10 protein-coding genes and 1 pseudogene are annotated in these 14,743 nt (G+C 40.8%); 6 read left to right on the top strand and 5 right to left on the bottom strand.

All coding sequences use genetic code 11. From position 1 onward, the window contains the following. Positions 1–85: 85 nt before the first annotated feature. A complete protein-coding gene (locus tag AC5JL8_RS04875; protein WP_495878651.1) occupies positions 86–6,121 on the bottom strand; it encodes an AAA family ATPase in 6,036 nt (2,011 codons plus the stop codon). Positions 6,122–6,456: 335 nt separating this feature from the next. Between AC5JL8_RS04875 and AC5JL8_RS04870 the strand changes: the two genes are divergently transcribed. From AC5JL8_RS04870 to AC5JL8_RS04855, 4 genes and pseudogenes are all read left to right on the top strand, one after another. Continuing rightward, positions 6,457–7,011: a pyridoxamine 5'-phosphate oxidase family protein gene (locus tag AC5JL8_RS04870; RefSeq protein ID WP_495878650.1), complete on the top strand. Its 555-nt coding sequence runs from the start codon at positions 6,457–6,459 to the stop codon at positions 7,009–7,011. A gap of 17 nt (positions 7,012–7,028) precedes the next feature. Continuing rightward, on the top strand, positions 7,029–7,538 hold the full coding sequence (locus AC5JL8_RS04865) for a GNAT family N-acetyltransferase (protein ID WP_495878649.1): 510 nt from the start codon (positions 7,029–7,031) through the stop codon (positions 7,536–7,538). A gap of 341 nt (positions 7,539–7,879) precedes the next feature. Continuing rightward, a pseudogene (locus AC5JL8_RS04860) lies at positions 7,880–8,092 on the top strand (DUF3011 domain-containing protein); the annotation flags it as partial. Positions 8,093–8,144: 52 nt separating this feature from the next. Continuing rightward, the gene (locus AC5JL8_RS04855; RefSeq protein ID WP_495878775.1) at positions 8,145–8,426 is read left to right on the top strand and encodes a hypothetical protein; all 282 of its coding nucleotides are present in this window, start codon (positions 8,145–8,147) and stop codon (positions 8,424–8,426) included. Between the two features lie 76 nt (positions 8,427–8,502). Here AC5JL8_RS04855 and AC5JL8_RS04850 read toward each other — a convergent pair whose 3' ends face one another. Further along, on the bottom strand, positions 8,503–10,653 hold the full coding sequence (locus AC5JL8_RS04850) for a hypothetical protein (RefSeq protein WP_495878648.1): 2,151 nt from the start codon (positions 10,651–10,653) through the stop codon (positions 8,503–8,505). 257 nt (positions 10,654–10,910) lie between these two features. Here AC5JL8_RS04850 and AC5JL8_RS04845 point away from each other — a divergent pair, with 257 nt between their 5' ends. Beyond that, entirely contained in the window at positions 10,911–12,230 is a 1,320-nt protein-coding gene (locus tag AC5JL8_RS04845) for an AAA family ATPase (protein WP_495878647.1), read from the top strand. Continuing rightward, a complete protein-coding gene (locus AC5JL8_RS04840; RefSeq protein ID WP_495878646.1) occupies positions 12,227–13,093 on the top strand; it encodes a DUF4435 domain-containing protein in 867 nt (288 codons plus the stop codon). Before AC5JL8_RS04845 ends, AC5JL8_RS04840 begins: the two co-directional genes overlap by 4 nt. 348 nt (positions 13,094–13,441) lie before the next feature. Here the strand turns inward: AC5JL8_RS04840 and AC5JL8_RS04835 are convergent, their stop codons facing one another. The 3 genes from AC5JL8_RS04835 to AC5JL8_RS04825 all read right to left on the bottom strand — a co-directional run bounded on the left by AC5JL8_RS04835 (position 13,442) and on the right by AC5JL8_RS04825 (position 14,631). Further along, positions 13,442–13,855 (bottom strand): deaminase domain-containing protein, encoded by a 414-nt coding sequence (locus tag AC5JL8_RS04835; RefSeq protein WP_495878645.1) that lies wholly within the window; start codon positions 13,853–13,855, stop codon positions 13,442–13,444. A gap of 105 nt (positions 13,856–13,960) precedes the next feature. After that, positions 13,961–14,338, bottom strand: a complete 378-nt coding sequence (locus AC5JL8_RS04830; protein WP_495878644.1) for a DUF6632 domain-containing protein — start codon at positions 14,336–14,338, stop codon at positions 13,961–13,963. Positions 14,339–14,421: 83 nt separating this feature from the next. Further along, on the bottom strand, positions 14,422–14,631 hold the full coding sequence (locus AC5JL8_RS04825) for a hypothetical protein (RefSeq protein WP_495878643.1): 210 nt from the start codon (positions 14,629–14,631) through the stop codon (positions 14,422–14,424). Positions 14,632–14,743: the final 112 nt, after the last annotated feature.

Below are 14,743 nucleotides of genomic sequence, written 5' to 3'. Positions count from 1 at the left end.
GAAAGCCAGATTACACAACGGTTTCTGAGTTTGGTTCTGTTACTAAATTTTGGAGAATTAATATTATGAAAGCAAGAATAATTAATCATTGTTCCCTATTCCCCAATGCCCCATGCCCAATCTCCATCCCAGCACGATCTTGAGACACAAGAGTGGCGATCGCTTCTATGGCTGCTTCAGGGTCTACAGGCTTAGAGAGGTGCATTTTAAATCCTGCTTTTAGTGCCTGTTGCTTGTCTATTTCGGCGGCGTAGGCGGTCAGCGCGATCGCTGGTATTTGTCCTATAGGTTCTGATGACATCATCCTGATTTGACGGATTAGAGCATAACCATCTTCTTCTGGCATAGCAATATCGCTAACTATGATGTTTGGTTGAACGCAATTGAGTATTTCTAGGGCTGCTTTAACTGAGTTGGCCGTCACAACTTCTGCTCCGCACTGTTTCAGCACTGTTTGGAGTAATTCTCGCCCATCTGCCTCATCATCTACGACTAATACCGTTACTCCACTTAGTATTGCCGATTGCTCAGATATGAGCGTATGCGGATGCTCTACTTTTACTACAGTCAAATCAGGGGCGGATAACAGAGGAAGTGTCACCGTAAAGGTTGCTCCTTGCCCTTTGCCTTGACTATGAGCTGTAACGTTGCCACCATGTAGTTCGATCAGATAACGAACAATGGCTAACCCCAACCCCAAACCACTATGAGAGCGAGTTGTACTGCTTTCAGCTTGTCTGAAGCGATCAAAAATATAGGGCAAAAAATCAGGCTCAATTCCTTGACCGTTATCACTAACGGTAATTACTGCTTTGTCCTGAATACGCTCTAGCCGCAGGTCAATTCTGCCGCCGTTAGGGGTGAACTTAATCGCATTGGAAAGCAAGTTCCAAAATACCTGTTGTAAGCGATTTGGGTCTCCGAAGACGGGGCTAACAGTCGTGTCAACAACAGAGTGTAGCTGAATGCCTTTATCTTGAGCAGCCGAATGTACAGTATCTAAAGCTGCTGTAATTACACAATGCAGTGGGATGGGATGAGCATCCAAGCGGACTTTGCCAGTGATAATGCGCGATACATCTAATAAGTCTTCAATCAGTTGTGCCTGTAACTTACCGTTGCGTGCGATCGCTTGCAAAGCTTTGGTTGCACTTTCTCCCTTGAGTTTACCTTTTAATAGCAAATCGCTAAAGCCAATGATCGAATTGAGGGGTGTGCGTAATTCATGCCCTAAGACTGCTAAAAACTCATCTTTGGCTCGGTTGGCTTGTTCTGCTTCTGCCCGTGCTGTTTGCTCTCGCAACAATTGTAACTGCTGTACGTTCGCTTGTTTGCGCTCAGTAATATCAAGCACAATACCACTCATCCGAGTTGCTGCACCCTCCTCATCAAAAAAGGCTCGACCCCGAGAAGCAATGTGACGGATACTGCCATCGTTCCAAATTATCCGATACTCCATATCATGCTCGACGCCTTCGTTAATCGCTCGGCTCAATGATTGCACGAGCAATTCGCGATCGTCGGGATGCAAGCGTGCCAAAACTGCTGCTGATGTGCCACTAAAAGTTCCGGGTGTAACTCCAAACAGTTGATAAATTTGCTCATCCCAGTAAAATTTGTCGTTGATAATATCCCAACTCCAGACACCGATTTGAGCAGATTTTAATGCTAAGTTCAGTCGTTCTTGACTTTCTTTCAGCCCCTGATACAGTCGAGCATTTTCTAAAGAAATCGCAATTTGTGCCGCTAAAATTTCTAGAACTGCCAGCTTTTCGTGGGTAAAAGCGCCTGTAATTAAGTTATTTTCTAAGTAGATAATTCCCAAAAATTGGGATTGACGGGTAATCGGCAAGCAAAGTACTGATTTCGGCTGCTTTTGGATTACATACTCATCTTCACAAAATAAATTGTCCTCAGCAGCATTATTTAAAATCACAGCTTCTTGAGTGCGCTGAACATAATTCAAAATTGATTGCGGCATCAGCTGTGAAAGTTCACTATTAGAGAACGGCTGAGAAATATTAAGTATGTTCTCTTTCTTATTGACCTTGGCTTTTAAAGCTGTGGTCAAATTCTGTTGGTGATATAGCAGCAAATAGCCAATCTCTGAGACTGCTTGTTCAATTACAATGTGCATCAATGTCTTCAATAATTTAGAGAAGACAATTTCACTGGATATCGTTTGAGAAGCCTTAACAATGGATAAAAAATCTAGTTGTTCAGTAGTACTTAAAAATGTCCCGTTATCGGCTTGCTGCTGTCGTGGTAAGAAAATTGGATAATGCTCTTCTAACTGGGTTACTTTGGCGATCGCTCCCCAACGAAGATAAGCATTTTTCGCTTCTTGGAAATAGGTTTTGGCAATTTTATCAAACTCTCTAGCTAAATAAAACTTAGCGGCTAACTCATAAGCTAGAGCTTCGTTTTGGACAAAGCTATGTTCGTGGGCTGAGGAAATCGCCTGCTCATATAAACGCATCGCCACCAAATCTTGCCCTTCAATTCTAGCTATTTCCGCAGCTATCAATTGAGATTTGTGTAAGAAGTTAGCCGGACAGTGTTCCGCCCAATACTGTAGGCGAGATTGATGATTTTTCAGCTTTTCTAAAAACTGTTTTTGTTCTTGGGAAGATACTTTTGGGTAAAGTGCTGCTAAAATTAGCGAGTAATACAACACATAGTCTGTTTCAATTGGTAAAGCTAATGTTGTAACTGGCAAGGTGGAAATTTTTAAGGCAGACTGCAATGCTTCTGCCTCTTTACCATAAGTGAAAAGCACTATTAATTTGATAATGTGATAAAAGATAATTCCACTGACAAATCCAGCTTCAGTAATGATATTAAAGGCGATCGCTTCATCAAAGTTATCATCGCTGAGAGTTAGAGGATGATGAGTTAGTCCGCGCAGATTCATCAGCAATTGCTGTTGCAGCCTAATCGTTTGGTAGACAGCTTCGTGCTTGGATTGGTAAGCAAAACTAGCGTATTTATCGATTGAGTTATAAGTTTCTGCAAGTGGATTTCCTAGCATTATCAACTGCCAAGAGCCTTGAAAGCCATTGTAGTTAGCCATCGTCACATCTCCGGCTTCCACACAACCAATAAATCCTTGTTCTAGAAACGGGATATTGCTGGAAATATGGTTATACCAAACGTTGATATGACTGCCATGAATGTGTAATACTGTGCCTTTAAATTTCGGATCATTCAGTTTTTGATTTAACTGAATAGACATTTGGGAAAATGCATAACCAGCGGGAATATCGTCATAAATAGAGACTAACAGCATGGCATACATACTGTAAGCAAAACATGAATCTTCTGTATTCCCCAACTTTAAAGAATAGTTAATTGCTTTGAGAACGACAAATGGAAATAAGCTAGGTTTGCCGAGATAGCAAGGTGGGCCTAATGTGGTGAGTAGGCTGATTATGATTTTAAGAGTTGGGTCTTGAAGAACAGGGGCGTTGAGGATATCTGAAATTTGTCTTTTGCCTAAATTGATTGTTATTTGGCTTTTTTCAATTTCTGTGGCTACTTGTACTTGTTCGTCTGAATCTGGATCGGGAAGAATTATTTGGAATATTTTTAAAGCTTCTATTCCTAATGCCAGCGCTTCTTCATATCTGCCGAAAATTTGGTAGAGCCTAAGTTGTAGAATATAAATGTTGGCTTGCTCAACATGAGATTGAGCTTTACCTAATAAAATTTTAAATAACTCTTCTGCTTGCTCTAAATTTCCTGCTAGGTATTCGCACTCTGCCCGTTCTTGAAAGAGAGAAAATGTTTGTTCATACTGTAAATCCCACGCATCATCGGGTAGGAGTTGGGTAGCAAAATTGAAGTATTTTAAAGCGGGTACATAAGCGATCGCAGCTTTTGCTTTTTTTCCAGCAGTAAAGTTTAGTTTTACCAATTGAGCCTTTTCATCGGTATTGGTAATCTGTTCAATTCCCATATTGAGTTGGTTGACAATATCAAATAGTGAATCTTCTAAATTCTCTGGCTGCGTATTCTGAAGCATCATCTGTCCAATTCTTAGATGAATCGCTTTTCTCTGTGCTTCAGGAATTAAGGAGTAGGCAGCTTGCTGAATTCGGTCATGCTGAAATCGGTAAGTTTTCTTCACCACGTCGCTATTATCAACGCTCGCAATCAAGCCTTCTAAAATCGCTTCCCAAATATCTGCTATCGTTTCATTTGGTGATTTTTCGTTAATAACTGATAATGTAGTTAAATCAAATCGATTGCCAAAACAGGATGCTAATCTTAGTAGATGCTGGGTTGGTTGTGGCAGTTTTTGCATTCGTGCAATCATCAAACTAACCACATTATCTGTGATACCTTGAGCTTCAATTTGAGCTTGATCCCAATGCCAGCATCGATTTGTGCGATCAAATTTTAATAGGTTCTCTTTATATAATGTCTTAATAAACTCATTGGTAAAAAAAGGATTACCATTGGTTTTTCTGATAACTAATCGGGCAAGGCTAGCAGATTGTTCCCTCGAACAATGCAAAGTATCAGCAATCAATTGATTAATGTCAGCTAGCTTGAGCGGAGCAAGTAAAATTTCAGTCATCTTAGCTTTGCTTTGACGCAGCTTACTCAGCATTAAGCTGAAGGGATGCGCTGGGTCAACTTCGTTATCTCGAAAGGCAAATATCAAGCAGAGGAATCGTAGACTTGATCCGGTAATAATCGTTTGGAGCAAATTCAGAGTGCCGCTATCTGCCCATTGCATATCATCGAGAAATATTGTCAGGGGGTGTTGCTTGTGAGCAAATACACTCATGAAGCTTTGAAAAACCATGTTGAAACGGTTTTGGGATTCCGCTGGCCCTAATTCAGCAACAGAGGGCTGCTTTCCCACAATCAGTTCAACTTCTGGGATCACATCGGTAATCAGTTTGCCGCTGTTTCCTAATGCTGCCTGGATTCGCGTTTTCCAGGTAGTTAATTTGTCTTCGCTCTCTGTTAAAATCTGGCGCACGAGCGTTTGAAATGCTTGAACCAGGGTGAAGTAGGGAATATCCCGTTTATATTGATCAAACTTACCTGTAATAAAAATGCCCTTTGCTTTTACAATCGGCTTCTGTAGCTCATTAACTAATGAAGATTTTCCTACCCCAGAATAACCAGAAACGAGCATGATTTCCGGTGTTCCTTGAGCAACGACTCGCTCAAATGCTTCTAGTAGCTTGCTAATTTTTAACTCTCGACCATAGAGCTTTTGTGGAATCTGTAACCGCTCGGAAAAATCCTGCTGACCTAAAGCAAAAAAATCAATTTTCCCCTGACTTTGTAATTTTTCTAAGCAATATTCCAGGTCAAACCGCAATCCTAAAGCACTCTCATAACGCTGTTCTGCTACCTTCGCTAAAAGCTTCATGACGATATCAGAAAGTGGTTGGGGAATTTCTGGTATTACTTCTATTGGTGGTGGGGGAAATTTAGCAATGTGACAATGCACCCATTCTAGGGGATCGTTGCCCTGAAATGGTAATTGACCCGTCAGCATTTCGTAGAAAGTGACTCCCAAGGAATACAAATCGCTGCGGTAATCAATCCCTCGATTCATCCGCCCAGTTTGCTCTGGCGACATATAAGGTAGACTACCGACAATGAGATGGGAATTATTTGCTACTTGAGGTTCGTAAGGGATTGAGGATGCAATGCCAAAATCACCGACTTTCACCTGATTGCTTTCGAGGTTAACAATAATATTTTGAGGCTTAATATCTTTGTGGACTAAATTACACTTGTGAATTTGGGCGATCGCCTCTACTATTTGGATGGCAATCTTGAGAAACGAACTAGGCTCACGAAAGTTGCTCAAAAGTTGATCGAGCGATCGCCCCTCAAAATCTTCCAAAATCAAGTAAGGTATTCCCTGATGTAGCTCTAAGGAGTAGGCTTTGACAACTGCTGGCGTATTTAAGCGTTGAGCAATTACATACTCGTGTTTTAATTGTTCAATATTTCTCAAATTACAAGCTTCTGGACGCAAACCCTTGATAATTACCAAAGTTTGATCTTTATCTCTGATCCCACGGTAGAGAACTGCTTTTGATCCTTCTTTTAGTAAAGATGTAATGGTAAATCCAGCTAGTGTGAACATCGTGCGCCAAGCTCCTAAAGCCGTTGGTCAGATAGCACTGCGTGTAGATTATGTTTTATAAACACAGCCTCCACCCTAAAACCAGATATGTTGTGGAGTTGTGGATTCATCTTGAATGACTTATACTCCAGACTTTTAGGGGCTAATTAACAATCTAATAACAACAATTATTAATTATGCATGAGAATTTATCACTACTTCGTATTTTCGTGCAGTATTCAAATACTTCCGCATATACCTATATCAGACCAAAAGTCAAGGTCTGCTCTATTGCTAGGTAAGAAATAGGCTGATAACATGGAAAATTTGTAAATTTAATCATAATTAGGAATTTTATGGCTAAAGTTTTTGACTCTATAACTGAAGAATTGCAACAATTTATTGCAGCCCAGCACATTTTTTTCGTTGGTAGCGCACCTTTGAGTCCAACAGGGCACATTAACCTGTCTCCTAAAGGACTAGAAAGTTTTCGCGTCCTCTCTCCGAATCGGGTATGTTATTTAGATGTGACAGGTAGTGGTAACGAAACCTCAGCTCATCTCCAAGAAAATGGGCGGATTACGATTATGTTTTGTGCCTTTCAAGAACCTGCCAGCATCTTGCGTCTGTACGGTCGAGGATACACGCTTTTACCCAATTCCCCAGATTGGGACTCTATATACTCTGTGTTTCCTCATCTTCCTGGAACTCGTCAAATTATCGTAGCTGATATTGAACGAGTGCAAAGTTCTTGTGGCTTTGGTGTACCACTCTATGAATATCAAGGCCAGCGCCAAACTTTACTCAATTGGGCTGCTAAAAAAGGCGAACAAGGAATTCGAGAGTATCAACAGAAAAAAAATCTTGTCAGCATTGACGGTTTATTAAGTCCACTCAGCAATTTACCCTAACTTTGATCATAGCTAATATGGAGTATTCAATTCATCCACTTACACAAGAAGATGAGCCTTTTCTCTGGCAAATGCTGTATGAAGCGGCGCACATGGCAGAGGAAGGAAACCTGACAGTGCAAGATGCGATGAATCATCCTGATTTGGCTAAGTATGTCAAAAACTGGGGAAGTAAAAATGATATAGGCTTTGTTGCTACCTTGGTAAGCAGTAATCAGCCAGTAGGGGCTGCATGGCTGCGTTTACTGACAGATGAAAATCAGGGGTATGGTTATGTTGATAATCAAACCCCTGAACTAGCGATCGCTGTTCTACCCGAATATAGAAATCAAGGTATAGGAACACAATTACTCACTCATTTGTTGGCAGCAGCAAAAGCCTCTTACCCATCAGTATCACTCAGTATTAGAAGCTCAAATCCAGCCTGGCATTTATATAAACGATTTGGCTGGGAAGTAATTAATAATAGTGAGACAATCAACCGAGTTGGTGGTACATCTTTCACAATGAAACTTAATCTTAATTAATTGACAGCCATATTTGTAGGAATTTATAAACAGTGAAAATTACCGATTCATAAGTGTCCGAACAATATCAAAACATTAACGTTGGGATACTATGTGTTGAGTATTTTAATGAAGAATGTCTCTGTGCTTGTTCTTCGTAAGCACGATGAACTTTGCTTTTAGCACTAATTTGTTTCAACTTAAGTTTATTAAAACAAAAATAACTTTACTACTTTTATTTTTTTTTGAATTTTTGAGAGAAAATAAAGAAATATTGCATCCTCAAGTAATTTTAATATTGCAGAATACGAGTTAAGTTAAAATTAACTTATGAGACTTTGTAAACAGCTAAACATTTAATTATGGTTATTCGCTGTCCAGCAATCGCTACCACGTTTATAGTTGCAAGCCTTAGTATAGGTACGTTTTTTACTATGGCTCCCCCAGCTTCAGCTCAGCAGGTAATAACTTGTGAAAGCTACGATAATCGGGGCAGTAGTTGTTCGATACCTTCAACAGGCAGAGTGCGACTTGTCAGGCAATTATCCAACGCCAGTTGTCAAGATAATTGGGGCTATAGCAGAAATCGTATTTGGGTGCGAAATGGTTGCCGAGCTCAGTTTATAGTTGGCGATCGCACAAACAACAGAAACGACAGATACGAAAGAAACCGTAGATACGACAGATACGAAAGAAACGACAGATACGACCGAAACGACAGAAACCGTAGATACGACAGATACGAAAGAAACGATAGATACAACAGAAACCGTAGAGACGACAGATACGAAAGAAACGACAGATACGATAGAGACGACAGATACGAAAGAAACGACAGATACGATAGAGACGACAGATACGATAGAGACGGCAGATACGAAAGATAGGAGACTAAAGGGTAGCATCTGACGTTGGGCAATGTTCACCATATCCGGGTTTTGGTGGGCAATGCCCACCCTACGTAGAAACATTGCCGGACATGATGTTAACAATGAATCCAGGCTTGCAGGTAATCCCGCAGTGTTGTTGACTGGATTCTCTCAATTACTTGTTGGACTTTATCCGGTCGTTCCAAGGCGACATACAGCTTAACCAAGCGGGTGTATTGGTGAGCGCGATCGCTCTCATCAGGTACTTCCGTATACTCGCTGACTTGAATCATGCGGCTTTCTGGATCGGCAATTTGTTGAGCCACCTTAAAAGCACGATCAAGTAATACGAGCGCATCTTCATTGCGTTGGAGTTGAGCGTAGGTTTTGGCGATCGCTAGCAGTTTTGCTGCTTGTCTATCTGGTAACGATTCTAATTCCATTACTTGCAACGCGACATAAAAGCCGTAGGATAGGAGTGCTTGTTGGAAAATCAAATCGTAGCTGGATTCCCGCAAGTAGGAGACTGAATTAGCTTGCGCTATTGTTAGAGCAGCAGTATATTGTCTCTGTTGAATTAAATAATCGGTGATCTGCGTAAATAGACGACCGAGACTTTCCTCATCTTCTACTTGCTGCACCGTTTGGATGGCTTGCTGGAGAAAAGATTGTGTCTGTTCTTCATTCCCGGAACGCAGATATGCTTGAGCGATCGCAGCAAATGCCAAGGCTTTCTGGGCAATCGGTTCTAAAGCTTGTGCCTGTTCAATTGCAGGTTGAATCAGGGTAATGAATTGTTCTGGTGTCGGTGCGATTGCCGCGAGTTCCGCCCGTGCTAATACTTGATATGGGGTGAAAGTAGTATTTTCAATTTGTGTCAGCACTTCATTGGCTCGACTCCATTGTTGAGCATTGGCATAGGCGATCGCAACTTCTTGCAGGTGGGTGTTACGTTCCTCGGGCCAAAAATCATTGGGAATCTGTTTTGCCAGTTGCAGTGCTTTGTCGAAATTCTGCGAACGCAGCGGTGCTTGGACAATTTGTCGATACCAACCCGGTTTTGAGAGAAAATCTGCGTTATTTTGCACCGTATTTAAAACCATCATTGCAAAACTATACTGTTCTGCATTCACAGCAGCTTGCAGTATATTGTTTACGTAACCAACCGGATTCACGGCGGCTTCCGATTGAATTAAACCCGTGAGTTGGGCAAGAACCTGTTGCAGCTGCTGGAATTGATTGGCTTTTGCATAGCCAAGGGCAATTGCACCCAAAGCCAGCGCCTTTGGTTCATCCAGGGTGATTCGTTGGGCTGCATTCAGGGCAATGGTGAGTTGACCTGATGTTTGGTAAGTTTGAATCAGTGTTGATTGTATAGCTTCGGCGTGATCGTCTTTCGCAACGCGTTTCAAGGCTTGGGCAAACAGGCGATTACCACGTCGAACTTGATTATGAGTTGCCCAATAAACTGCCATTTCCACCAAAGCATTAGCTTGGTATTCGGCTATCTGAATTTTAGCAGTGACAGTTTGCGCTAACTGCAAATCTCCTCTTTTGACAGCATCGCGCACGACTTCTTGACGAATTGAGTTAGGGGAATAGTCATTGGCAATTTTTTCCGCTAATGCCAAGGCGCGTTGTGGTTCACTCGCTTGAATATACAGCAATGCAATAGAAAACAGATAATTCCACTGAGAGTAGGGATCGTCACTCTGAATTTGCTCAACAGCTGCCAAAGCTTGGGTGAGTGCTTGTTCCGCTTCCGCTTTATTTTGGAATTGCAGCCTCATAGTTGCCAGTTGAATGAATTCATTGGCACGATTGATGGGTTCAGAAATTTGCTGCGCTGCTTGGGTGGCTTGTTGAAGTGCGATCGCCGCGAGATCGGTTCTTCCCAGAGTTTGATAGCCTTTTGCAACTAGTTCTAAATGTTGTGCAATGGACAGACTTGCATCTTCACCCAAATTCAGCGCATACTCCTGCACCTTCCCCAGCCACTCAACCCACTTATCTTGTTCCTGGCGCGGGAGTTGAGTTAAGGGTTGAAAAGCAAAGCGTTCATCTCGGATGAGATTGACAATTACATATCCCTGTTGTTCAGCGTTGCTGAGGAGTGCAGCATTGTTGAGGATTTGATGGTATGTTTTCAGGGCTTGGTCATACAGCTGGGAATTCATTAATTGCTGTACATCAATGGCAGCATCATTAATTTTATCGTAGAGAACAGCTTCGCAAAGTTCAGGGGAAATTTGAACGCTGGATGTCATAGTTTAAAGTATTTGTGCGACTACTAGAAGAATTACTACAAGTAGCTCACAAGCTTTTCCTCAAAAGCTCATCTGTCTAATTTGCTGTGTTTAATGATACGCAACTTGTTATGCTGCGATCGCTGGTAGCTTAGAATTTGTTTCGGCTTACACTAAACAGATACAAAAAATCTGCCTTTGTGTTTCCTCTGCTTTGCAAAAGAAGATAGAGGTTACAATCAAGGTCATGAAGCCAATGGCTATAGGACTTAATGACCATGCGAATTCAGCAAATTTCCGTCAGTGGCTTATTTGGAATTTTTGACCATGTGATTCCATTGAATATGGATGAACGAATCACCATCATTCATGGCCCAAATGGTTTTGGTAAAACAGCAATATTAAGAATTTTAAATAGTTTATTCAACTCTCAATACTCAGAATTGATAGCTATCCCTTTTAGCAAGTTTCGAGTTGAATTTGATGATAACAGTAGTTTTGAAATAATAAAAGATGCCGATGATGTAGAAGAGTTGGAAAATCATGCTATTATTTTTACTTTTTATCAGCTTGATTCGGAGCCAGTTTCTTTTGATTTGCAACAAAGAAAGATTCGTGATGATAGACAACCTGCAATTAGTTATTCTGGTGATGTAATAGTAGAAAGAGAACGAACATTACCTAGGTTTTTCTCTGAAGAATTTATAGCGGTTTTAAAAACGTATACAAATGTCCAGTCAAAAGAAGAGCCTGAGTGGCTAGACAAGTTGAAGAGCAATATTCATATTCGCCTCATTGAATCACAACGTTTGCTTAACTTGGTTACTAACACTTCTTCCAGATCAGAGCGTGAAACACCATCAATATTGTCAACTGTGTCTGCTTACTCTAATGAACTTGCTAAACTGATGCAAGATAAATTTAAGGAATACGGTACAATATCTCAATCTCTTGACAGAACTTTTCCAGTTAGAGTGGTAAAGCAACAGCCATCCGCAGATTTAACAGATGAACAACTTCGTCATCAATTAAACGAACTTGAAGCGACACGTTCTCGTCTTATAGAAGTAGGTCTTTTAGATAAAGATGAGGATACAGAATTTCAAATCCAGCCTCAAGATATAGATGAAAGCACTAAAAATGCTTTGTCTGTATATGTTGAGGATGTGGAAAAGAAGCTGAGTGTTTTTGCTGAAATAGCAAGCAAAATCGAATTATTAAGAAAGATAATTAATAATAAGTTTGCCTACTCATATAAACAAATAAACTTCAGCAAAGATAAAGGATTTGTTATCACAACACGTTATAGCTTTCAACTATCTAATTCAAAAACTCTTTCACCAACAGATTTATCATCTGGCGAGCAACATGAATTAGTGCTTCTATATGAACTATTGTTTAAAGTTCAGCCTAACTCTCTCGTCTTAATTGATGAGCCTGAACTATCTCTTCATGTAGGATGGCAAATTCAATTTTTAAAGGACTTGCAAGAAATTACAAAGCTTGCAGACTTAGATGTTTTAATGGCGACTCATTCACCAGATATCATTCAAGACCGCTGGGATTTAACGGTTGAACTGAAAGGAATAGAAAAGTGAGAGATTTGCTTTCAGTTGACCGTGTTGCCAACTCCATTCGACTACAAAGAAGCACTTATTCAGGAACTTTTTTATTAGTAGAAGGTGGTTCAGATAAAACTTTCTACGAGCGCTTTGTTGATACATTAGCTTGTAAATTAATCACCGTTTCGGGAAAACCATCCAGTAAACTGCGTGTTATTGCTGTGCTGGAAATTTTAGAGAAATCAAGTTTTCAAGGCATTTTAGCGATTGTTGATGCAGATTTTGATCGCCTTGCAACTGTGTCATACAGTAGCCCTAATCTACTTCGCACTGACACCCATGACCTTGAAACTATGCTGATTAAATCACCAGCGTTTAACAAAGTAGTCGCTGAGTTTGGTTCTGAAGAGAAAATTAGCCAGTTTAATCGAGATATAAGATTAACATTACTTGAAACCGGGATGTCGTTGGGTTATTTTCTTTGGATATCTCAGAGTGACGGATTAAACCTGACTTTTGATGGTATTACATTCAGCAAATTCATTGACGAGCAAACTCTGCAAATTGATGAACTTAAACTGATTCGAGAAATAAAAAATAAATCACAAGCCTTCTCGTTAAGAGATGAAGACCTGCAACAACGGCTAATTAGCCGAAAGAATAATAGCCACGATCCTTGGCAAGTCTGTTGCGGTCATGACCTAGTAGAACTCTTGTCATTCAGCTTACGCAAAACAATCGGCTCAAATAAACCTTCTGATGTTGAACCAATCAGCCTTGAGCGTAATTTGCGGCTTGCTTATGAAGCAGTTTATTTTCGTGAAACACTTCTCTATTCAGAAATTCGTGTATGGGAAAGTAACAATCAGCCGTTTAAGGTTTTGCGAAATGACATATAGCTCTCGCATTATATCTTTCCTATCATCTTGCAATTATTTTGAAAAGCGATCGCTCTTACTACCGCCTGTTCCAGCACAATGCTAACCTGCTTTAGGCTGAGAGGGATATTATGCAGTCTGCAAACACCATGAGCGATCGCAATATTATTATCATTGAGCCAGATAAGCGAGGCGGTAAGCCGTGTATTCTACAATAATGATGAGAGTCCACGGACTTAGACAGAGAAAATTGTTGATATGTCCTACCCTAAAGTTAGTGATGAAGAAATTACCCAACGTGGCAAAGAACTTTATGAGAACAGTATCCGCACTCAAGTAGAAACACCAGAGAATATTGGCAAAATAATCTCAATAAATGTTGAGACAGGTGAATATGAGATTGGTGATGATTTTCTCCTCAAACTGTTTCACAACACTATTACAACTTTCACATGGCTGGAACTCAGTATAAAGATAGAGCTTACCCTCTACTTGAAGATCGTAAAACATCTCAAGGGTATCAGCAATTTCAGACAAAACTTTGTACTCAGCATCAGTGTCCATCAGGCGTTGAGTACGAGAGTCAGTCGCTGGTTCAAACTGCCCTCCTGCCGACTTGGGTTTGGGTATCTGAGGAATCGGGCTTTTGCTACCACCTCTAGAAGTTGCTCCTGCACAAAATGCTACATTCTCACTGAGGTACAGCACACCAATCGCAACATTGCTTTTACCAATGGGTTTTTTAAGGTATTGCTCTCGAATTAAAGCAGCACTGGTTTGCAAGTCCTCCTTTCTCAGAATTTAGTCTCCTCAATATAACTTCTCTGATTTTGCTGCAATAGCTACTGCTTATTCATTTTTGGAAATACAAAGACATTCCACGCTTATTTATGTACTAGACACCACTTTGCGCGGCGTTAGGAAGGCAAGGACAATTGCCACCAATAATAATGCTGGAACATCACCAAAGAGGTGTCCACGTTCAGCAGGATCAATTACTGCTTGTACCCCCATAATTAGCCCATGGGCTAAACTTGACCAGACAGTGAACCAGATTAAACTGAGGTTAGCTTCTGGTTGTCGAGAAGCTAATAGTAAAAAGACACCAAGCGTTGCATAAACACCAATGATCATTTGTTCATATTCGTACTGACCTGGTTGCCATAACCAGCCTGATGCCCAAATCTTCGTCAGTGGATAGATAAGTAGAAAGGCAATTCCGACAATAATCAGAGCGATTTGTAAGTAACGATGACGCTCATCCATTGCTCTAACCTCTGCTATTTTCTGTTGCAGCCTCTATCAAAAAAAACTGCATATTTTCTAATAGTATCCCCGCTAGTGACACTTCAGTTTTGAGGTGTTAGAAATTTTAATGCTTTATTCACTGCTTTAGCAAAGAACTCTAGCTCTATTAGGCAATAAATGCGTAGACGCAAAGCGGTGAGCCAGTCCGGTGGACGGGTTCCCCGGCATAAAGGAACTGGCGTTCGCGCAGCGTATCCGTAGGATTTACCCGTAGGGCTTGTCTCCGACATCGCCTTTTGTCGCGATCGCATTTATGTTTCTCTGCTTAGATTTTGAAGCACGTTGTTACTCCCCATTAAAAAGTGCATTTATGCCATTGCATCGGGTTGTTATGCCATTGCATCGAGTTGTTATGCCATTGCA

The organism is Mojavia sp. (assembly GCF_059505145.1).
This window is presented reverse-complemented; position numbering and strand designations above follow the sequence as displayed.